The organism is Arthrobacter sp. 10T44 (genome assembly GCF_056393885.1).
Genome location: NZ_JBFTGT010000002.1, coordinates 238,820 through 258,172 on the forward strand (window position 1 = coordinate 238,820; position 19,353 = coordinate 258,172).

Below are 19,353 nucleotides of genomic sequence, written 5' to 3' on the forward strand. Positions count from 1 at the left end.
TCACGGAAGTCCGAATTCCCTGCGGTAGGAACGCACGGCGTTGTGCACCGTGGGAAAAAAGTGGTCCGGGCCGAACCGGCTGCTGACGCCGAAGCGGATGAGCCGGTCCTTGATCGGCCCCTTCATCTCGGCGAACACCAGGCTGATGCCTTTCCGGGCGAGTTCGTCGTCGAGTTCCACGAGGTCATCCAGGGCAGTCGTGTCGAGGTCCGTGATGGCCTCCGACGCCACCACCACCCACCGTACGGGTCCGGGGGCCTGCGCCACGAGCGTGCGGATGTGCTCGGCAAACACCGCGCCGTTGGCGAAAAACAGCGGGGCGTCGAAGCGGGCAATCACCAGCCCCGGCACCCGGTGGCCTTCCGGGTGCCGGCTGAGGTCGTGGTAGCCGGGCAGGTCCTCAACACTGGCCAGCTCCGTGCGGTAAGGGTCCCAGGCGCGCAGGACGAAAGCGATCAGGGACAGGCCGATTGCGACCATGATGCCCTCGAGGACGCCCACGAAGGCGACGCCGAGGAACGTCGTGACGAGCAGCGCCGTTTCGGTCCGGCTCATCCTGATCAGCCGCACGAGGGTCTTGACGTCAACGATCGAGGCCGCCGCAAGGATCACGACGGCGGCCAGGGTGCTGGAGGGCAGGAACGCCGTGATCCCGGGCGCGGAGATCATGAACAGCACCACAAGGGCTGCCGCGATGACGCCGCTGAGCGGACTGCGCGCCCCGGCCTCAAGCGCGATCGGGGTGCGGGACGCGCTGCCGGAAACCGGAAAACCGCCGAACAGTCCGCAGGCCGCATTGGCGAAGCCGAGTGCGCCCATTTCCTGGTTCCCATTCACGCGGGTGCCGCGCTGGCGCGCGAGGCTCGTCGAGAGCACTGAGGTGTCCGCGAAGGCGATCAGTGCGATGCCGGCCGCGGGCCCCAGCAGGGCAAGGACTTCCTCCGGCCGGACGCTGCCAAGCGCGGGCACCGAAGGCTCTGCCGGGAGGGCGCCAACCACCGGAACGGCCCCGCCCAGCCCGGCCGCGGCGGTGACAGCCATGGAAGCCAGCACCGCCAGCAGCACACCGGGGACTTTCCACGGCAGCGCCCGGCAGCCGAGGACGACCGCGATGGTGCCGGCGCCGAACAACAGTGCCAGCGGATTAGCGGCGCCCTGGAGCAGTGCCCGCCCCGTACCGCCAAGGCTGCCGGCGAGTGAACCGGCGTCGGCCGGGATGCCGAACAGCTTGGGCAGCTGGCTGGCGATTACGACGAGCGCTATGCCGTTCAGGTAGCCCACGCGGATGGGCTTGGACAGCAGGCCGGTGACAAAACCGAGTTTGAGGAACCGGCCAACGATCAGCATCGCCCCTATCAGCAGCGAAAGCACCCCGGCCAGGGCCACGGCGTGGCCGGACGCCCCGCCCGCCAGTGGGAGGATCGCCGCGGCGATCATCGGTGCGAGGGAGGAGTCCGGCCCGACGATCAACACCCGCGAGGGGCCGAACACGGCGTACGCGAGCAGGGGAACCACCGAGGCGTAGAGACCGGTGACGGCGGGCAGGCCCGAGGCCTCGGCGTAGGCCATGCCGGCCGGGATCAATGCCGCGCTCAGGGCCGCGCCCGAAGCCAGGTCGGACTTCAGCCAGGAGCGCCGGTAGCCGAGGACAATCTTGAGGCCGGGCGGCACACTTCCGATCCAGCGGCGGCGCACGGCGGCCGGCTCAGTTCCAGGCCGGTGACGAGCGGGCGCGCTTCATGCTCGATTCTACGTCGGCCGGCCGGCCCGACCCCCACCTAAACGCAGCTTGGCTGGTAGGCGGGGTCGGCCGGCTGACCGGCCGGGCGCCCGAGCGCGTTGGAGACGAGCCGCTGAACGACCGGATCGTTGGGCGTCTGGTCGTGCTCAATCACATCCGCCGGGCACTTGTCCTGGATGGTGATGTTGGTGACCTGCTGCGCTGACCCGGCCAGGAACTGGCTCTGATACGGCGTCACCACCTCATCGTGCGTCGTTGAGATGACCGTGTATGCCGGCCCCGCCACGGTATCCCCGATCGAGTTCAGCTTGGCCAGGAACGGCGAGCCCGCCTGCTGGTCAGCGCAGGCCTGGCAGTTGGAGCCGCCCAGGGAGGTAGCGGGCGGCACGGAGTCCGGTGCCGGAGCTATCAGCCCCTGGGTGCCGTGGTTGGACGGGGCGATGCCGACCAGATGGTTGACCTTTTCCGCGCCGTCCAGGAATCCCATGTAGTAACGAGGCATCATGCCGCCCTGGCTGTGTCCCACCAGGTCGGCCTTCTTCGCCCCGGTCGAGGCCAGTACGGCGTCGACAAACGGGGCAAGCTGCGCCGCGGAGTCGGCGATCGGGCCGGTGGCGTCGATGCCGTTGGTCGAACCGTAGTTGAGCGCGTAGACGCAGTAGCCCTCACTCTTGAGGGCCGGCGCCATGGTCGCCCAGTTCTTTGCCATGCTTTCGAAGGTGCCGGGTACCAGAATCACCGGGTAGGGATGCGCCGTCGTGGGCTTGCACGACCAGTCGTTTGCACCGGGAGGGGAGACGTCGACGGTGTCGGCGTTAGCCGCGGGTGCAGCCGCCAGGGATCCGCAGAGGAGGGCGATTGCACCCACCGCGGCGGACATGGCCTTGGCGCGCTTGGTTCGGGCAGATGTGCTGGGCTGGGACACGGAAGTACCTCTTCGATTGGGCCCCTCGGCACTGAGGGGTCTGTGTAGATGGAGGTGAGTTAGGGACCGCCCCCCTTGTGATCCGGCTCACGTCCACCCCTTCACGCTAGATAGCTCTTCCCGACGTGCGGACTTTTCTGCACGTTTGTGCAGCGGTTTCTCGCCGCATGAGGGTACTTCCCGGTAACAGGACAGCGCGGCTGCACATATGCGCCTTTCCGGCCCTGGCCCAGTGCCGCTGGCTGCTACTGCTCTTGCCGTCTCCGGCTTCAGTCTCCGGTTTTCAAAGGTTGGGCGAAGGTCTTGGCCGCCTGCGATCCGGCCAGGCTGCTGGCGGCTATGGTCACCAAGGCGCAGAGGAGCAGGGCGGCGTCCTCGCCGGGCAGCAGCACGTTCAGCTGCGTGCCGATGCTGGCAGCTGCCACCGGCACCCCCAGCTGGGCCGCCGAGAGAACGCCCAGCGGAAGGGGAAGTCCGACCACTCTCAGGCCGGCATGGAGCAGCACCGTCCCGGTCCCCAGGGAGAGTCCCAGGACCACCATGTCCGGGTGGCCGGCGAGATCGCGCAGATTCAGGGACGCGCCCAGCCAGACAAAGAAAATCGGGCCGAGAAATCCGTCGCTGACGGCGAAAAGCTGGCGGGCCAGGCGCCTCGGTTCGCCGACGGCGGCCACCACCAGACCGAACGAGAAGCCTGCCAGCATCACGGAGACATGGCCGAAGTTGGCCACTCCGGCCAGCGCGAAAAGCAGGGTCAGCTGGATTCGCAGCTCCAGGGCAAATTTGCGCTCCTCGGAGAGCCGGTGCATGCGCTGCCGGGTGCCGCTCCGCTCCAGGGCGCGCAACGCGAAGAAGAGCGCCATGGCCGCGACCCCCACCGCGAGCGCCCCCAGCGCGGCGCGGCCGGCGTTCGGCGGATCCACGGCCAGTGGCAGCGCGACGATGCAGGCGATGTCGGCAATCGCAACCTGGGCCGTCATTGCCACCACCTTCGGTCCGCCCAGGCGCAGGGAGTCGACGATCGGGAGGACCAGTGCGGCTGACGATGACGCCAGGAGCACCACATAGAGCGGAGCATGGCCGGTACCGAAGGCCAGGCCCATGCCGGTTCCGATGACCACGGCCGCGCCGGCAGCCACCGCGGCCCTGCCCGATCCCTTTCCCAAGGCGGAGCGGATCTGTGGGTCCCTGACGGGCACATGCGTTCCGGCCACGAACATCATCAGCGCAAAGCCGATGTTTGCCAGCAGACTGAAGGTGGGATCACCCGGATCGACCAGCGAGAGCCCCGTCCGGCCGATCACGACGCCGGCCAGCAGCTCGCCCAGGACCACCGGCAGGCGCCAGCGGACCGGCAGTGCGAGCACGGGCCCGGCGAGGGCGACGACGGCGATCAGCGCCAGGGACAGGAACGTCACCGTGGACGCAACCCGGCGGGCGGCGCTGACGGCGCAAGCGCCCCCGGCACCTGTGCGGCGGGCGCCTGTGCCGCCGGTTCAGGCAGCCAGATGACGGAAGCCGCCGCGGCCCTCATTCTGGGGTGTTTCACCATGGAATGAGACTAGTCCGTCGGGGGTCCGGCGCCCCCGAATGAGACGCCCGCGCCCCGGCGTCAGCGCCCGGCGGCGGGAAGGACGATCTTCATGACGGTTCCTTCGGCCCCGGTGCGGGCCACCTCAACCGTGCCGCCGGCGGCCATGGCAATCTCACGGACCAGGGACAAACCGATACCGAAGCTGCGCTGGCTTCGGGCACCGTCGGCGTTGGGGGTCCTGACGAAGCGCTCGAAGATCCGGTCCTGCTCGACGCCGCTGATCCCGGTCCCCGTGTCTGCGACGGTAATGACGGCCCGGTCCTGCTCCGCACCCGTTGAAATGGTGATGCGCCCGCCGGGCGGCGTGTGGGCGAGGGCGTTGTCCGCGAGCGCCAGCACCGCGCGTCGCAGGGCGTTCTGCTCAATCCTGGCCTGTGGCCGGCCGAGAGCGGCGAAGTCCAGGCGCACCCCGTTCGCCGACGCCAGTTGCTGGAGGCTCTCAGCGACTGAAGCGGCGACGTCGGCCAGTTCGACGGGCTCCGCGCCGGGATCGGGTGCCGCGGCCGTAGCGGCCAGCAGCAGTTCGTTGACGATTCCGGTCAGCGTGGCCGCGTCCTCGCGGATCCGGGCCAGGTTCCGGCCCGGCTGGGAGTCCGGCGCGGCATCGCGCTGCGCGAGCTGGATCCTAGTGTCCAGGATGGCCAGCGGCGTGCGCAGTTCGTGGCTGGCGTCCTGGACGAAGCGGCGCTGCAGGGCCAGCGCCTCGCCCAGCGGGCGGATGGCGCTGCGGGCACTGAGCCAGCCCACGAGGCCGGCGAGTGCGATTCCGGCCACCCCGGCGATGATCATCGCCTCCAGCAGGTCCCTGGAATCCAGGTAGGCGTAAGTCCCGGCAGCCGCGGCGGGCGGCAACTCCGGATGGGCCAGTTTGTTCATGAGATATACGGCGGCGACGGCGAGGAGGCAGACCACCATCACCGCGCAGGCGGCGCTGATCCGCACCGCCACCTTGAGCGAGGCACTGCGAAGGGTGGACTGGTCCGGCGTTCCCCCCGGCACGGTTTCCTTGGTCATTGGCTTCCTAGTCATTGGCGTCGCCGATCTGGTAGCCGACGCCGTGGACGGTGCGGATGACGGTCTTGGCGATCTTCCGGCGCAGGTGGTGGACGTAGGTGTCGATCACGCCGGGCTGGTCGGTGGCGTGGAAGAAGCCTGCGAGCAGTTCGTCACGGGTGAAGACCCTGCCGGGCTCGGCTGCGAGTGCCCCGAGCACCTCGGCCTCCTTCGCGGTGAGGGACACCTGGCCTCCGTACACAGAGCGGACCGAGCGCGACGCCGGATCGAGTTCCCAGTCGCCGATGCTCACCGGGCCGGCGGGCCGGGCGAAGGTGCGCGTCAGCGCGCGCAGCCGTGCCGCCAGTTCGCCGGCGTCGAACGGCTTGGTGACGTAATCGTTGGCGCCGGCGTCGAGCCCCCGGACCTTTTCGTCCGGGTCGCCCAGCGCCGTCAGAATCAGGATCGGTGCGGCTATGCCCTTGGACCGCAAGGCAGCGATCACGCTGATCCCGTCCATCACGGGCAGTCCCCGGTCGATGACCATGACGTCCCAGGGCTCCGTCAGCCCCAGATGCAGGCCGTCCTGGCCGTTGGCGACCAGCCGGACCCGGTAGTCCGGTTCCAGCAGCTCGGCGATCATCGGGCCCAGGGCGGGGTCATCCTCGACGAGCAGCAGGGACGGCCGGTCAGCGGTGGTCATGGAGCCTATTCTTCCGTGGCGGTCTTCCCGGCCAGCACGCCCCCGGCCGTGTCGTGTCCAGTTCCGTCTACACCGGCTGCTTCGTCCGGAGCGGCCGCAGCAGCGGCGCGGCGGTTGCTCCGCCGGCGCCTGAGGAACTGGATCACCCAGGGCACCACCGAGACGAGGACCATGACAACGGCGATGACGTCGATGTTCTTGGCGATGATCTCGTAGTGTCCCAGCCAGGTGCCCAGCAAAGTCACGGACGTGGCCCACGCGAGGGCTCCGACGATGTTCCAGAGGGTGAAGGACTTGTACCCATAGCGGCCGATGCCTGCGGTGAGCGGCGCGAAGGTCCTGACCATCGGCACGAAGCGGGCAAGCACGACGGCGGCGCCCCCGTGGCGGCGGAAGAAGTCCTCCGTGGTGGTCAGGTGGGCCGTCTTCAGCACCCTGGCGTCATCCTTGAACCATCTCCGGCCAAAGCTGCGTCCCAGCATGTAGCCAACCTGGTCACCGGCGATGGCGGCCCCGGTCACGACGCCGATCAGCGCCGGCAACGTCAGGTGCAGCTGCTGATGCAGCAGCCCCGCCGTGAAGAGCAGGGAATCGCCGGGCAGGAACGGGAACAGGACCCCGGACTCAACGAACACCATGGCGGCAATGACGCCCAGCGCGGCCGGTCCGAGCCCCGCGAGCAGGCTGGCCGGGTCCAGCAGGGAGGGGGTTCCGGCCGCGGCGGCCAGGGCAGGGGCCAGTCCCGAAGACAGGATGCTGTGCACGGTCACGTCCTTAGGGTCGGTGTGAAGGGAGGAATGGGGCGGCCGGCAGGCGCTCCACGATCCGGGGCGCGAACCGGTTCCACAGTCCGGTGAGCAGGACCACCGCGGCACTCGCGGCCAGGAAGCTGGCCGCGACGTCGGTGGGGTAGTGGACGCCGACATAGAGCCTCGACCAGGCCACGACCAGCGCCATGGCCGCACCCGCGACGGCGGCGGCCTTGGACCAGCGGGTTCCGCGGGCCAGGAAATACAGGGCGAAGGCGAGCGCGACGGCGAAGGAGACGTGGCCCGAGGGGAAGCTGTTGGAGCCCGTCTCCGGCGCCAGCGGGTCGAAGAGCAGCTTCGGATCCGGCCGTTGCCGGGCGATGAGGAGCTTGAAGGCTTCGCTGGCCACCCAGCCGGAGCAGGCGACCAAGCCAAAGGCCACGGCCTTGACCAGGTCACGGCGGACCAGCCAGAGGTAAACGGAGACGACGCCGACCAGCATGAGCCCTACCAGCGGACCGAACAACACGTTGATGCCCATCGCGACGGCGGTCAGCGCCGCGCCGTGGTGCCGGCTGAGACCCTGGTCCACGCCCAGCTCGGCGGAGGTGTCGCCGGGCACCAGCTGCACCGCCAGGCCCAGCGCGATGACGGCCGCGCACAGCAGCGCGCCCACCACCAGCCAGTGCCTGGCCTGGGGGAGGGTCCAAAAACCTGGTCCGGCAGCGGCCCGATTGTCGGGCAGGCGGGACGGTGCAGTGCGGTCGTCAGTGGCGGGCCCAGTCATGGAATCCTTCGGCTCGAGTCGGCGGCGCGCGGTCACGCGTCCTGATCAACTCTTCCGCGGGGCTCTTAAGAAACGCTTAAGAACTGGCCGCGGATGTCCTAGGACCCGGCGTTGTAGACGTCCAGGCCGAAGCGGTTCAGGCCCGGTGTCCCGGCGTAGCCCAGGTAGGGCAGCCCGAAGGTGTCTTCGATGCTGGCGAGCAGGCTGTAGTGGTTGTACGGCGTGGTGGACCAGGTGCCGCCCTTGGTGAACGGCGAGAGGACCAGGGCACCGACCCGGCCTCCGCCCATGCCGGTGATGCCCGGCAGCGGCGCATTCGGCCCGGGGCCTTCGCCGCAGCAGGCGCTGGCGTCGCTCTGCGGCCCGTCGGACTCGTCGAAGGTGATGACCAGGACCCCGTCCTGCTTGAACGCGGGGGAGGAGGTGATGGCCGGAACCCATTGCTTGAGCCACTCGTCGGCGCTGGCGAGGCCGCCCGGCTGCCCGTCCACGCACGGGGAATCGTGTCCGTCGTGGCAGAGGTTGGGAGTGATCATGGACAGGTTCGGGGTGGTGGCGGCGGAGGCGAGGTCCGTCTTCAGGGCGGCCAGGTCGACGTCGTTCTTGGCGCAGTCGGGCGAGCCGGTGATCCCGGCGAAGTATACGAACGGGTTGTGGCGCGCCGCGTACTGGTCGCCGACCTTGGCTTTCTGGGTGTCATCGACGGCGCCGAGCGCCGGGTGCCGGCACGGGGTGCCCATGTCCTCCATGTACCCCTTCCAGGTCTTCCCGGCGGCCGTCAGCTGGCCGGCGACGGTGGGGACGCTGGCCGGGAAGACGCAGCCGTCCCCGACGGCCTGGCCCGGGCTGGCCGTTCCGCTGCCGGCAAAGGGGGTGTAGCTCTGGCAGTCGGCTTGCATCTGGGGGTTCGGTCCCTGCCCCGAAATCTGCGCCACGTAGTTGGGCTGCGAGTTGTGCGCGGTTCCGAAGTACTGGTTCAGCAGGACTCCCTGGCTGCGCAGCGTCTGGGAGAGATACGGTGCTGCCGACGCCGGGCCCCAGGTCTTGTCATAGCCCTTGTTTTCAAGGTTGATGACGAAGACGTGCTGGGCCCCGGGCAGGTAGCCCTGGCCGGCGGTGGTGCCGGCCGGGGCAGCGTTGGCCGGCGTGGCCGCCGTGCCGGCCTGGGGGCCGTAGCTGAGCGCCGCGGCGGCCAGTACGAGCAGCGCGGCGGCGGCGAAGCGCTTGAGCGTGCGGCGGCTACGCGGCCGGGGTGCGGAGGTCGGTGCGGATGCGGTAGGGGTGGTGGGGTTCACGGGAGCTTCCATCCGTCGGCGAGTGCTTTCTCTTTCAGTCCGGACCATTCCTCGGCCGGCGGCGGGCCGACGGGGGTGCAGGCCGGTCCGGCCACGAAGGGCGGGACAAGGTATTTGGGCGCGGCCAGGTTTGCCGGTGTGGCGAAGTCCAGGACTTCGGCGATGTTGCGGGCGGCCCTGTCCCGCGGCGTCAGTGGCGGGAGGTTCCAGCGCCATTCGATGGCCTTGAGGACCGAGGTGTGGTCGTAGACGTCGTGGGCGACGTAGCGGCGTCGTGCGCGGGGAGAGACCACCAGGGAGGGGACCCGGAAGCCGCGCAGGGCCGCGGCGGCACTGGTGTCCGGGGCCGTCGTCGGTGCTACGTGGTCGTAGAAGCCGCCCCATTCGTCGTAGTTGACCACCAGCAGGGTGTTGGCCCAGCCGGGACCGGAGGTGACCGCGTTGTAAACCTCGGCCAGGAACGTTTCGCCGGAGCGGATGTCCGCGTGCGGGTGGTCATCGCCCGAGGTGCCGGAGCCCTCGTCGGTGAACCGCGGGTCCACGAAGGACACCGCGGGCAGGGTCCCGGCGGAGCAGTCCGTAAGGAACTCGGAGTAATGGTGCGAGATGCCCTGGTATTTGGCCCCCCAGAGCGCGGTGAAGGGGATGTCGCCGTAGTAGTACTTGCCGGATACCCCTGCGGCGGCGAGCCGGTCCCAGATGGTCGGCAGGGTGCTGGTGACCGTGGAGTTATGGACCCGGTCGGTGGCTGCGGCGTGCTGGTAGAACCGGTTGGGGTAGGTCTCTGCCATGGTCGCGGCGAAGTACTGGTCGCAGACCGTCCAGCCGGGGCCGGCCTGCCGCCAGAAGTCCAGGTCGGCGGCGTCGTAGTATCCGACGGCGAACTCGTCGTTCTCCCCGGCCTGGAGCCAGCCGTTGTTCTTCCCGTTGTTGAACTGGATCCGGCCGCCCTCGTAGGAGTGGTCAGGGTCCGGGTGGCCGCAGCCCTGGAAGTCTGTCAGGTGGTGGGTGGAGTGCGGGATGCCGTAGCGGTCGGTGAAGCTCAGCCCGGACTGTTTCCCGTCGGCCCCCGGCATCCAGCCGAGGAAGTGGTCGAAGGAGCGGTTCTCCATCATCACCACGATGATGTGGTCGATGCCGGAGGCACCGGGTGCAGGCAGCGTCGCCGCGGCTGCGGCCCGGGAAGCGTTGCCGGTGGCCAGGGCCGTGGCGGTGCTGGCGGCCAGGGCCGTGCCGGCGGCGGTCATGAAGTTACGTCGTGTTAAGTTCACGCCCAGAAGTAGATCACGGAAAGGTTACGGCCCCGGCCCGTTTCGGGGCTGGTTCACGAACTGTTCACCGTGTGTTGGCGGTCCGGTACCGCCGCGGAAATCCGGGCAGGACCCCGGACTTCCGCCGGGCAACGGTCAGGCTGGCGCGGTGCCGCCTGGCATCCCGGGCGCGTTCTGGCCGTACTCGGCCGAGATCAGGATGGGCAGGTGGTCGGAGGCGCCGCGCGGCAGCGTTTCGACGTTCTCGATCATGAGGCCCTGGGACGTGGCGAAGTCGAAGTGGCCCTTGAAGACCTTGTACCGGGTGTACGTCCGCCGGTCGCTGAGGGAGAGCTCGTAGCCGGCGTCCTTCATCTGTTCCGTGAGGTACTTGGTGAAGAACGGGTAGTTGAAGTCGCCCACCATGAGTGTCATCAGCCCGCCGCCCATGCTGAGCAGTTCCGCGTGCGCGGCGTGGATCTGGTTCCGGCGCAGCGAGTTCGACGCCGTCAGGGGCGCCGCGTGGAAAGAGGCGATGACGAGGTCGTGGTCCGTCTCGTTGTCGACCACCCGGGTGCCGATGAGCCGCTCGTGCGCGGGTGCCAGCACCCGGTCATGCATCGACTTCTTCAGGGCGAACGTCTTGGTCTCGTACGCGGTGAAACGGTCCTTGCGGTAGTAGATGGCCAGGCCCAGCCGGTTGCCTCTCGTGGCATCCGCGAGGTGCAGGTCGCCGATGGTTTCGGGCAGGTCTTCGGTGTCGCACTCCTGGAGGCAGAGCGCATCGATCTCATAGCCGCTGGCCAAAGCCTCCAGTTCGCCGCTGGCCTTGTGTTTGCGGAGGTTGTAGCTGATAACTCGGATCAGGGGGAGCACCTCTTCGCGCAATAGTCGGGGTAAACCTGCTCCCGAGTCTACCCAGTCCGGCGGATCGGACGGGACCAGACTGGCCGGGTGACTGCCCGGGCCGCTCCGTGGAACCGCCGCCGCAATGGCGCGCTGAAGCGGTGGTGGCCCGAGGCGATAAGGTGGTTGGGATTCTCTGATTGTTGCTGCGAAAGGGTCGACGTTGACTGCTGAACTACCCGTGCTGGCCGAGGGCGATTTCTACTACGAGGTGCTGGGGGACGGTCGTTTCCGCTCCACCATCCACGCCCAGGGCGCGTGGAACGTGCACGAACAGCACATGGCGCCGGCGTCCGGCATTATGGCCGATTGCCTGGCCCGGCACGAACCGCGGGACGACATGCGGATGGCGCGGATCAGCTACGAGATCCTGGGCCTCATCCCCGGCGGCGAATTTGAGGTCACCACCACCACGCTGCGCCCGGGCCGGACCATTGAACTGCTGCAGGCCGAACTCGTGGCCGGCGGCCGCGTGGCGATCCGGGCGACGGCGTGGCGCATGATCACCTCCGACACCTCGGCCATCGCCGCCTTCGAAGACCCGAGGATCCCGGCACCGGACGACTGTGAGCCCTATGACGCCGCAACGGTCTGGCCGGGCGGGTACATCGCCTCGCTCAAGATGCGCATCGCCGAGGGCCACCGCGCCGGCTCCGGGACCGTCTGGCTGCACACCGACCACCCGCTCACGGACCGGGCGGACAGCAGCGACCTGGCCCGTCTGATCGGCCTTGTCGACACAGCCAACGGGATTGCCGCCCGGGTTCCGCCGGGCAAGGGCAGCTATGCATTTCCCAACTTGGACCTGCAGATCCACATGTACCGGCGCCCGGAGGGGGAGTGGCTGGGCCTGGACAACGAGGTGTCCTTCGGCACGGACGGCATCGGCCTGACCTCCACGGTGCTGCACGATCTGCAGGGCCCCTTCGGGCGGGCCGAGCAGATCCTGACGCTGCGCAAAAGCTAGTCGAGTGCCCCGGCAGGGAAACTGTCCGGTCAGTGGAAGACGAGCCAGCCGACGGTTGTGGCCAGGCCGGTCAGGAACGCGCCCCAAAGGATGTCCGCCACGACGATCGCCAGCGGCCAGTTCTTCAGCGTCGCGGCGTTGGTGAGGTCGTAAGTGGCGTAGGCGAACCCGCCGAGGGCGGCGCCGTATCCCAGCGCGGTCAGCCAGCTGCCGCCGTCGAGGGCCGGGCGGAGGGCGAAGAAGACGATCCCGGCAATGTAGAGCACGTAGAACACCACGGCGTACCCTAGATGGGGTTTGTCGGCCATCAGGTGGCCCAAGTGCCGGCGGTAGAACTTGTTCATCGACTTGAGCCAGACGGCGTCGATGACGGCGAACGCGGCGGCTACCACTAGGAATTGCAGAATGACCATAAGGGAGCATAACAACATGCAGCAGGCCGCGGCCGGACCCCGGAGCCTGACGGCGTTCCGGCAGGAGCACTCCCTCGGCGCCGCGGAGGATCTGGACCTCGCCTTGGAGCTGCTGCAGCGGGTGAAGACCGGCGCGGTGGGACCCATGCTGCGGCTTTACCGGCCGGCGCCCACCGTGGCCTTCGGTCAGCGTGACACGCACCTGCCGGGCTTCGACGCCGCGGCGCGGGCCTGCCGCGAGCTCGGGTTCGAGCCGTTGGTCCGGAAGGCAGGCGGACGGGCTGCCGCGTACCACGGGGGAACGCTGGTGATCGACCATCTCGAGCCGGACGCCGATGCGATCGCGGGCGCGAAGGGACGCTTTTCCTTCTTCGGCGAACTGCTGGCGCAGGCACTGCGCGACGCCGGGGTGGAGGCCGCCGTCGGGGAGATCCCCGGCGAATACTGCCCCGGCGAGTTCAGCGTGCACGGCCAGGACCCGCTGGCCCCTGAGCGCCGGCTCAAACTCATTGGCACCGCCCAGCGCGTGGTCTCCGGCGGCTGGCTGTTCAGCTCGGTGATCATCGTGCAGAACTCAGCGCCGATCAAGGCCGTGCTCGAAGCCAGCTACGCGGCCCTGGGCCTGGACTGGGACCCGGCGACGGCGGGGGCGGTCAACGATCTTGTCCCGCACCTGGGCGTGGACGCTATCGAGGCCGCCGTGCTGGGCGCGTACGGCCGCTACGCCACCCTGGACTACGGCGACTTCGACAGCCTGCTGGATTAGCCTGGGGCGCGCGCCGCGCGGAGTTGCTCGCGCAGGATGTCGGCGTGCCCGCAGTGCTGGGCGAGTTCCCGGAGCATGTGCAGATACACCCACCGCAGCGGGAGCGGCCCGCGCCGGTTTCCGGTGACCAGGTCGTCCAGCCCCAGCGGCCGGGTCCTTTCGCGCGACTCAGCGCAGGCCAGCCGGTACGCGGCCTGGACGCTTGCGATGGTGTCGCTGTCGTCCAGGATGAACGACTCGTCCGGGGTGGCTGGTATGCCGATCTCCTGGCGGCTACGGCGCGTGATGGCTTCGTCGAACCAGACCTTTTCCACGAACGTGGCGTGCTTGACCAGCCCCAGCAGCGTGGTGCGCGAGGGGACCCGGGAGGCCCGGGCCTCGTGCTCGCTCATCCCATCCAGGCAGTCGTGCAGTGAGGTCCGGTGCTCGTCCAGGAAGGCGTCGAACTGCACCCGAAGGTCGGCCGCGAAGATGCCGGGATCCATGCTGGGGAAAGTGCTCATGGGTCCACAGCCTAATACCCTGCAGCCGGGCGCCCGCAGGCCTGCCCTTACCGCATCCCGCCCCACCATGGGCTGGCCCCGTCCGCGACTTCGGCCGGGGCCAGCCCATGACGGAACACCGGGACGTCAGTGCCCCCGCGCGATCCAATCCTCAAGTTGCGGCGCTTCGGCGCCCACACTGGTCGAGTCCCCATGGCCGGTGCGGACCACCGTGTCCGCGGGAAGCGTCAGCAACCTGGACTTGATCGACTCGACAATGGTGGGGAAGTCGCTGAAGGACCGGCCGGTGGCGCCCGGGCCGCCCTGGAAGAGCGTGTCGCCGGTGAAGACCGTGCCCTCGGCGGCCAGGTAGAAGCTCACGGAGCCGGGCGAGTGGCCCGGGGTGTGGAGCGCCACCAGCCGCGCGCCGCCGACGTCGAAGGTGTCGCCGTCGTCGATGCCGTGATCCGGCTCGGTTCCCGGGAAGACCCGGTCCCAGAGCATCCAATCGTTCCGGTTGAGGCAGACCGGCGCGTTGACCAGGCCGCGGAACTCGCCCACCGCGGCGATGTGGTCGTCGTGGCCGTGGGTGAGCAGGATGGCTGTGACTTTCCGGCCGGCGACGGCGGCCGCGATGGCGGCGGCGTCGTGGGCCGGATCGATCACCACGCACTCCCGGTCATTACCGACGAGCCAGACGTTGTTGTCCACGTCCCAGGTGCCGCCGTCGAGCGAAAACGTGCCCGAGGTGACCAGCCGCTCGATCCTCAGTCCGGTTCCGGAACCGGCGCTCACAGTTCCACCACCGAGCGGAGGACGGCCCCGGAGTGCATCTTCTCGAAGGCGTCTTCGATCTGGTCGATGGTGATCCGTTCCGTGACGAAGGCGTCCAGGTCCAGCCGGCCTTGCTGGTACAGGTCGATAAGCATGGGGAAGTCGCGCGACGGCAGGCAGTCGCCGTACCAGGAGGACTTCAGCGAGCCGCCCCGGCCGAACACGTCCAGCAGCGGCAGTTCCAGGGTCATGTCCGGGCTGGGGACACCCACGAGGACCACGGTGCCGGCGAGGTCGCGGGCATAGAAGGCCTGCTTGTACGTCTCGGGCCGTCCCACGGCGTCGATCACGACGTCGGCGCCGAAACCGCCGGTCAGTTCGCGGATCGCCTCCACCGGGTCGACGGCGGAAGAGTCCACCGTGTGGGTGGCGCCGAGTTCCTTGGCACGTTCGAGCTTTTTGGCGTCGATGTCCACCGCGATGACGGTGGTGCCGCCGGCGAGCGCGGCACCGGCGACGGCCGCCACGCCCACGCCGCCGCAGCCGATGACGGCGACGGAATCGCCGCGCTGGACGTTGCCGGTGTTGATCGCGGCGCCGAGGCCCGCCATCACGCCGCAGCCGAGCAGGCCGATCGCGGCGGGGTCGGCGTCGGGGTCCACCTTGGTGCACTGGCCGGCGGCGACGAGGGTCTTCTCGGCGAAGGCGCCGATGCCGAGCGCGGCGGTGAGCTCGGTGCCGTCCGCCAGCGTCATCTTCTGCGTCGCGTTGTGCGTGTTGAAGCAGTACTGCGGCTCGCCGCGGCGGCAGGCCCGGCACTCGCCGCAGACGGCTCGCCAGTTCAGCACCACCCGGTCGCCGGGAGCCACCTCGGTGACGTCGGGGCCGACGGCGCTAACCACGCCGGTGGCCTCATGGCCGAGCAGGAACGGGAAGTCGTCGTTAATGGCGCCCTGCTTGTAGTGCAGGTCGGTGTGGCAGACACCGCAGGTGAGGATGTCCACCAGGGCCTCGCCGGGTCCGGGGTCAGGGACCAGGATGGTCTCCAGGGTGACGGGTGCGTTCTTGGAACGGACTACTGCGCCTTTGACTTCGTGGACCATGGGGTTGGCTCCTTTCATCACCGCTTCCGTGGCGGGAAGCGGCACGGCGCGGGCCCCTGGGGTGAGCCGGGAGTCCGCGCCGTAAGTGGTTTGGGGGGTGTCCTGAAAAAGTGGCGTTAGGCCGCGAGGCGGCTCTTGACCTCGGCCGCGGAGGGGTTGGTGGCGGCGGTGCCGTCCGGGAAGAGCACGGTGGGGACCGTGCGGTTGCCTCCGTTGAGCTGCTCCACGAGTTCGGCGGTGCCTTCGACTTCCTCGATGTTGATCTCGGTGTATCCGATGCCCTGCGCGTCCAGCTGCTTCTTCAGCCGGTTGCAGTAGCCGCACCAGGTGGTCGAAAACATGGTGATGGTGCCGCAATCGGGGGTGAAGTCCACGAAGTTCTCCTCAAGGCAGGTTGACGGCGCTGGTTGGCGATGATGGGTGGCATCGCCGTTGCCGACAAAAGTCGTATGTCACTCCCAATAACGGTAACCCGGGGCCCGCTATTCCCTGCTCTATTCCCGCTGGGCGGCCCGCGGTGGCATGCTGGTGCCATGTGTGGACGCTACGTGATGGCCCGGGCCGTCGGGGACCTGCTGGCAGAATTCGACGCCGAACTCGAGGAAGAGGTGGTGATTCCACCGTCCTGGAACGTCGCGCCGACCGCGGACGTGCCGATCCTGCTTGAGCGGCTGGTGGACGGTGAACTCGTGCGGCAGCTCCACATTGCCCGCTGGGGACTGGTGCCGTCCTGGGCCAAGGACCCCGGCATCGGCTCGAAGATGATCAACGCCCGCAGCGAGAGCGTGCTGGAGAAGCCGGCCTTCCGCAAGGCCACCCGCACCCGCCGCTGCGCCGTTCCGGCCGACGGCTATTACGAGTGGAAGGGCGAGGGCCGCGGCAAGCAGCCGTACTACGTGCACCCAAAGGACGGCAGCCCGGTGGTCTTCGCAGGCCTCTATGAATGGTGGAAGGACCCGTCAAAGACCGAGGGGGACCCGGGGCGCTGGCTGCTCTCGACGTCGATCCTCACCACCGATTCTCCGCCGGAGGGCTACGCGGACGGCATGCTGGCGGAACTGACGGCCCTGCACGACCGCGTCCCGCTGCCGATGGACCGCAGGACCATGGAGACCTGGCTGGATCCGCAGGCGGAAGACGCCGCCGCGCTGGTTGGGCTGGTCCGCGCCGGCGCGCACGACGTCGCCGAGGGCTGGAGGATCGACGCCGTCGGCACCGCCGTCGGGAACGTCAAGAATGACTCCCCGGAGCTGATCGAGCCGGTCGGCAGCCTGTTTTAGCGGACGGGCCGGCAGGCTTGGCTCCGTTCCCGGCCATGTTTGGCTCTGCAGGGCCGAGACAAAGGTACATTTGACTCGATTAGAATCTGGTTCTGCCATGGGGGGCAATGGTGACAATTTTGGGTCGTGAGTCGGCTACCGCGGTCTTTCGAATAAGGCGAAAAGCGAGTGGGCTGCGGTGGATCATCCTAAGCACCGTACTCGCTGTGATGGGCCTTCTCGGCGTATGGATTACCATCCCGGAATGGATCAACGTGCTCCTGGCGGCAATCTCATTTGCCTTGTTGTACATGGAGGTGCGTGCCCACCGTCGCTCCGTTGCCTCGACGGTGTTTGAACCGCGCATTAGCGATTCCTTCGAAAGTTTCGTGCCGACGACTAGCAGCCACGGTCGGTTCACCTATCGCAAGTTCCCGCACGGATCCTTCCTCTCGGACGACTTGGTGAGCTCGGCCATACAGGACGGACTGGAGGCGCGACTGGAATCCAAACCGTTCACGATGCCCCCGTCCCTGAGCGCCCTCGGCCAACGCTTTCTCGACGACAAGATCAAGGTTAGGCATGTCTTTGACGGGCCTATCCTTGGATGGAACTCGAACGTTGGGGTAGGGCCGGCTGCGTCTGAGCTGCCTCGCTGGATAGATTTTCAGCCCGCAACCTACTTTCAGCACATCGCAACGGACCAGCTTGCGCTCCACGACGTAAGCCAGGCCGGTCGTTTCACCGAAGACCACGGACGAAGGCTTTTCATTACCCGACGCGGGGCGCTCAGGGACTTCCACGACTCATGGCTTGTAAACGTGGTGGGGACCTCAGTCATGGCATTCACGAGCGATGGCAAGCTGCTCATAGTGGATCAAGGAATTCATAACCTAAACAGCGGCGGTCAGTTGGCTCCGAGTGGCTCGGGTGCGCTGGAGCCCAAGGATTTTCAGGGCCGCGCTTCGCTTCCCTTGGCGGAACTGGCGGCCAACGGGGCCAACCGTGAGTTGCAGGAAGAAGCTGGAGTTCTGGCCAATGAGATCCAAGAGAGCTACTTCCTAGGCTTCGGACGCTGGCTTGAAAAGGCGGCGCGTCCCGAACTCATGACATTGAGTTTGCTCTCCGTGGACTCGCACGTTCTGGAACAGCGGATGACGGGGAAACTCGAGAGACCGTTCGTTCGCGGACGGACATTCACCAGGCTTGTGGGTGAACCGAGCGAATGGGGATCGTCGCCGGAAACAATGCTCGAGCCCCAGTACCGGGGAAGACTCTCCCTGCCGCTTTCAGTGGGGCTTGCCCTTTTGAAAGAATTCGTCGCAGCGGGCGGCCCGTCTGCAGAAGTGTTTTCGAGCCAGGTCATCGGCGGCGACTAGACCGTGACCTTGCCGCCGGCGTCGACCGTCCAAGTGGGGTTGAAGGCGACCTCCCAGCGGAAACCGTCCGGGTCCGCGAAGTAGCCCGTATAGCCGCCCCAGGGCTGGGTCTTCGGCGCGGCCACGACGACGGCGCCGGCGGCCTCCGCCTGGCGCATCGCCTGGTCCACCTCGTCAGCGCTGCCCACGTTGTGGCTCAGGGTGATGCAGGGGATGCCGGCCGGGGGATCGGTGGCGGCCTCGGCCTGCATCTGCCCGGCGTCCCAGAGCGAGAGGATAAGCCCGTGGTTGACCTGCAGGAAGAGCACCTCGCCGGAAACCTCCCGGTGGACCGGCCACCCGAGGCCCTCCACGTAGAAGCGGCGCGAGGCGTCAACGCTGCGGACACCCAATGAGATGAAGTCGACTCGTGGTTGCATCGTTCGATACTGTCATGCACATGTCCACACATCACCGTGACGCCAAAGACGCCCAGGCCGATAAGGAACAACTCGCCGCCGTGCGGGTGGCGGTCGACGAGGTGGACGAACAGATCGTCGCGCTGATCGGCCGGCGCGAACGGCTTATCCGGATTGCCGGCACCCTGAAGGCGGACAGTGCCGAGGTGCGGGCGCCCGGCCGCGTGGAGCGGGTCCTAGAACACGTCAAGGCGACGGCTGAGCAGAAGGACATCGACACCGAGATCGTCGAACAGACCTACCGGGCCATGATCGATGCCTTCATCCGGCTTGAGCTGGACGTCTACAAAGCTTCCAGCTAGGGCTGGTCGACTCAGCTAGAGCGACTCTTCGACGGGCACGTTGGCCTGGTACTCCCGGCCCTCACAATCGCTGTAGGCCGTCATCAGATGGCCCTTGGCCAGCCCCATCACCGTGCTCAGCGGAAAGTTGCCGGTGATGGTGTTGCCGGAGTGCTCCACACCCTTGAGGTCGAAGTTCTCTTCCGTGCCGTCATGGCTGAAACAGAAGAAAGAAACTGCCTCGCCGTTCATGAACTCGATTTCCATCCGGCGCTGGTGCGAATGGTCCGGGGTGGCCGCCACGAGCCCCACCACATAGGCCCCGGAACTCGGGATATTCCCGTCTATATCGAACTTCGCCACCAAGGTTGAATCCTTGGCGGCGATGCTTACGTGCTTCAGGAGTGCGCTATGGGAGCTCATAGCTCAATCCTGCTACCTGCGCTTGCGTCCGTCCACCCCCATCTAGGTTTTGTCCCGGGCCCGGCGTAGACTTGAATTGTTCGAAGATATATTCGAATACCCTCT

The 19,353-nt window shown here is 67.8% G+C and carries 22 protein-coding genes; 5 read left to right on the forward strand and 17 right to left on the reverse strand.

The genetic code is table 11. From position 1 onward, the window contains the following. The 10 genes from AC1DBL_RS05620 to AC1DBL_RS05665 form a co-directional block, all read right to left on the reverse strand. Positions 1-1,671, reverse strand: a complete 1,671-nt coding sequence (locus AC1DBL_RS05620; RefSeq protein WP_476925645.1) for a SulP family inorganic anion transporter — start codon at positions 1,669-1,671, stop codon at positions 1-3. Between the two features lie 107 nt (positions 1,672-1,778). Further along, the gene (locus tag AC1DBL_RS05625; RefSeq protein WP_441417874.1) at positions 1,779-2,621 is read right to left on the reverse strand and encodes an esterase/lipase family protein; all 843 of its coding nucleotides are present in this window, start codon (positions 2,619-2,621) and stop codon (positions 1,779-1,781) included. Between the two features lie 314 nt (positions 2,622-2,935). Then, positions 2,936-4,084, reverse strand: coding sequence for a cation:proton antiporter (locus AC1DBL_RS05630; protein WP_476925646.1), 1,149 nt, complete (start codon positions 4,082-4,084; stop codon positions 2,936-2,938). 194 nt (positions 4,085-4,278) lie between these two features. Beyond that, the gene (locus AC1DBL_RS05635) at positions 4,279-5,274 is read right to left on the reverse strand and encodes a sensor histidine kinase (protein ID WP_441417661.1); all 996 of its coding nucleotides are present in this window, start codon (positions 5,272-5,274) and stop codon (positions 4,279-4,281) included. 7 nt (positions 5,275-5,281) lie between these two features. After that, positions 5,282-5,956: a response regulator transcription factor gene (locus AC1DBL_RS05640; RefSeq protein WP_441417662.1), complete on the reverse strand. Its 675-nt coding sequence runs from the start codon at positions 5,954-5,956 to the stop codon at positions 5,282-5,284. Positions 5,957-5,961: 5 nt separating this feature from the next. Continuing rightward, on the reverse strand, positions 5,962-6,711 hold the full coding sequence (locus AC1DBL_RS05645) for a DedA family protein (RefSeq protein WP_476925720.1): 750 nt from the start codon (positions 6,709-6,711) through the stop codon (positions 5,962-5,964). A 19-nt stretch (positions 6,712-6,730) separates the two neighbouring features. Then, positions 6,731-7,492, reverse strand: a complete 762-nt coding sequence (locus AC1DBL_RS05650; protein WP_441417664.1) for a phosphatase PAP2 family protein — start codon at positions 7,490-7,492, stop codon at positions 6,731-6,733. A 98-nt stretch (positions 7,493-7,590) separates the two neighbouring features. Further along, positions 7,591-8,787, reverse strand: a complete 1,197-nt coding sequence (locus AC1DBL_RS05655; RefSeq protein WP_441417665.1) for an alkaline phosphatase family protein — start codon at positions 8,785-8,787, stop codon at positions 7,591-7,593. Beyond that, positions 8,784-10,058 (reverse strand): alkaline phosphatase family protein, encoded by a 1,275-nt coding sequence (locus AC1DBL_RS05660; protein WP_476925647.1) that lies wholly within the window; start codon positions 10,056-10,058, stop codon positions 8,784-8,786. Before AC1DBL_RS05660 ends, AC1DBL_RS05655 begins: the two co-directional genes overlap by 4 nt. 135 nt (positions 10,059-10,193) lie before the next feature. Beyond that, positions 10,194-10,901 (reverse strand): endonuclease/exonuclease/phosphatase family protein, encoded by a 708-nt coding sequence (locus AC1DBL_RS05665; protein ID WP_441417875.1) that lies wholly within the window; start codon positions 10,899-10,901, stop codon positions 10,194-10,196. Positions 10,902-11,106: 205 nt separating this feature from the next. On the opposite strand from AC1DBL_RS05665, the gene AC1DBL_RS05670 reads away from it, so the two are divergent. After that, positions 11,107-11,910 carry a thioesterase family protein gene (locus tag AC1DBL_RS05670; protein WP_441417667.1) on the forward strand — a complete coding sequence of 268 codons (804 nt, stop codon included), beginning with the start codon at positions 11,107-11,109 and terminating at the stop codon, positions 11,908-11,910. 29 nt (positions 11,911-11,939) lie between these two features. Here AC1DBL_RS05670 and AC1DBL_RS05675 read toward each other — a convergent pair whose 3' ends face one another. Beyond that, positions 11,940-12,323, reverse strand: coding sequence for a DUF2177 family protein (locus tag AC1DBL_RS05675; protein ID WP_175320988.1), 384 nt, complete (start codon positions 12,321-12,323; stop codon positions 11,940-11,942). A gap of 16 nt (positions 12,324-12,339) precedes the next feature. Here AC1DBL_RS05675 and AC1DBL_RS05680 point away from each other — a divergent pair, with 16 nt between their 5' ends. Then, positions 12,340-13,089 (forward strand): lipoate--protein ligase family protein, encoded by a 750-nt coding sequence (locus AC1DBL_RS05680; RefSeq protein WP_476925721.1) that lies wholly within the window; start codon positions 12,340-12,342, stop codon positions 13,087-13,089. Here AC1DBL_RS05680 and AC1DBL_RS05685 read toward each other — a convergent pair. From AC1DBL_RS05685 to AC1DBL_RS05700, 4 genes are all read right to left on the reverse strand, one after another. Further along, a complete protein-coding gene (locus AC1DBL_RS05685; protein WP_476925648.1) occupies positions 13,086-13,592 on the reverse strand; it encodes a DinB family protein in 507 nt (168 codons plus the stop codon). The two genes, AC1DBL_RS05680 and AC1DBL_RS05685, sit on opposite strands and share 4 nt — an antisense overlap. A gap of 126 nt (positions 13,593-13,718) precedes the next feature. Continuing rightward, positions 13,719-14,366 (reverse strand): MBL fold metallo-hydrolase, encoded by a 648-nt coding sequence (locus AC1DBL_RS05690; RefSeq protein WP_476925649.1) that lies wholly within the window; start codon positions 14,364-14,366, stop codon positions 13,719-13,721. Further along, the gene (locus tag AC1DBL_RS05695; RefSeq protein ID WP_476925650.1) at positions 14,363-15,448 is read right to left on the reverse strand and encodes an S-(hydroxymethyl)mycothiol dehydrogenase; all 1,086 of its coding nucleotides are present in this window, start codon (positions 15,446-15,448) and stop codon (positions 14,363-14,365) included. Before AC1DBL_RS05695 ends, AC1DBL_RS05690 begins: the two co-directional genes overlap by 4 nt. Positions 15,449-15,564: 116 nt before the next feature. Continuing rightward, the gene (locus AC1DBL_RS05700; protein ID WP_476925651.1) at positions 15,565-15,822 is read right to left on the reverse strand and encodes a mycoredoxin; all 258 of its coding nucleotides are present in this window, start codon (positions 15,820-15,822) and stop codon (positions 15,565-15,567) included. Positions 15,823-15,981: 159 nt separating this feature from the next. Here AC1DBL_RS05700 and AC1DBL_RS05705 point away from each other — a divergent pair, with 159 nt between their 5' ends. After that, complete coding sequence (locus AC1DBL_RS05705; RefSeq protein ID WP_476925652.1) at positions 15,982-16,728, forward strand: SOS response-associated peptidase; 747 nt, start codon at positions 15,982-15,984, stop codon at positions 16,726-16,728. Between the two features lie 206 nt (positions 16,729-16,934). After that, on the forward strand, positions 16,935-18,086 hold the full coding sequence (locus AC1DBL_RS05710; protein ID WP_476925653.1) for a hypothetical protein: 1,152 nt from the start codon (positions 16,935-16,937) through the stop codon (positions 18,084-18,086). Here AC1DBL_RS05710 and AC1DBL_RS05715 read toward each other — a convergent pair. Continuing rightward, a complete protein-coding gene (locus AC1DBL_RS05715; RefSeq protein ID WP_441417673.1) occupies positions 18,083-18,505 on the reverse strand; it encodes a VOC family protein in 423 nt (140 codons plus the stop codon). The genes AC1DBL_RS05710 and AC1DBL_RS05715 overlap by 4 nt on opposite strands. A gap of 14 nt (positions 18,506-18,519) precedes the next feature. Here AC1DBL_RS05715 and AC1DBL_RS05720 point away from each other — a divergent pair, with 14 nt between their 5' ends. Further along, positions 18,520-18,846: a chorismate mutase gene (locus AC1DBL_RS05720; RefSeq protein WP_441417877.1), complete on the forward strand. Its 327-nt coding sequence runs from the start codon at positions 18,520-18,522 to the stop codon at positions 18,844-18,846. Between the two features lie 15 nt (positions 18,847-18,861). Here AC1DBL_RS05720 and AC1DBL_RS05725 read toward each other — a convergent pair whose 3' ends face one another. Then, a complete protein-coding gene (locus AC1DBL_RS05725) occupies positions 18,862-19,248 on the reverse strand; it encodes a hypothetical protein (protein WP_441417674.1) in 387 nt (128 codons plus the stop codon). Positions 19,249-19,353: the final 105 nt, after the last annotated feature.

Excerpts from the sequence above, each read along its gene's own strand:
- AC1DBL_RS05625 (WP_441417874.1), bottom strand. The coding sequence starts at position 2,621 with ATGTCCGCCGCGGTGGGTGCAATCGCCCTCCTCTGCGGATCCCTGGCG.
- AC1DBL_RS05635 (WP_441417661.1), bottom strand. The coding sequence starts at position 5,274 with ATGACCAAGGAAACCGTGCCGGGGGGAACGCCGGACCAGTCCACCCTT.
- AC1DBL_RS05640 (WP_441417662.1), bottom strand. The coding sequence starts at position 5,956 with ATGACCACCGCTGACCGGCCGTCCCTGCTGCTCGTCGAGGATGACCCC.
- AC1DBL_RS05650 (WP_441417664.1), bottom strand. The coding sequence starts at position 7,492 with ATGACTGGGCCCGCCACTGACGACCGCACTGCACCGTCCCGCCTGCCC.
- AC1DBL_RS05675 (WP_175320988.1), bottom strand. The coding sequence starts at position 12,323 with ATGGTCATTCTGCAATTCCTAGTGGTAGCCGCCGCGTTCGCCGTCATC.
- AC1DBL_RS05680 (WP_476925721.1), top strand. The coding sequence starts at position 12,340 with ATGCAGCAGGCCGCGGCCGGACCCCGGAGCCTGACGGCGTTCCGGCAG.
- AC1DBL_RS05685 (WP_476925648.1), bottom strand. The coding sequence starts at position 13,592 with ATGAGCACTTTCCCCAGCATGGATCCCGGCATCTTCGCGGCCGACCTT.
- AC1DBL_RS05695 (WP_476925650.1), bottom strand. The coding sequence starts at position 15,448 with ATGGTCCACGAAGTCAAAGGCGCAGTAGTCCGTTCCAAGAACGCACCC.
- AC1DBL_RS05705 (WP_476925652.1), top strand. The coding sequence starts at position 15,982 with ATGTGTGGACGCTACGTGATGGCCCGGGCCGTCGGGGACCTGCTGGCA.
- AC1DBL_RS05715 (WP_441417673.1), bottom strand. The coding sequence starts at position 18,505 with ATGCAACCACGAGTCGACTTCATCTCATTGGGTGTCCGCAGCGTTGAC.
- AC1DBL_RS05720 (WP_441417877.1), top strand. The coding sequence starts at position 18,520 with ATGCACATGTCCACACATCACCGTGACGCCAAAGACGCCCAGGCCGAT.
- AC1DBL_RS05725 (WP_441417674.1), bottom strand. The coding sequence starts at position 19,248 with ATGAGCTCCCATAGCGCACTCCTGAAGCACGTAAGCATCGCCGCCAAG.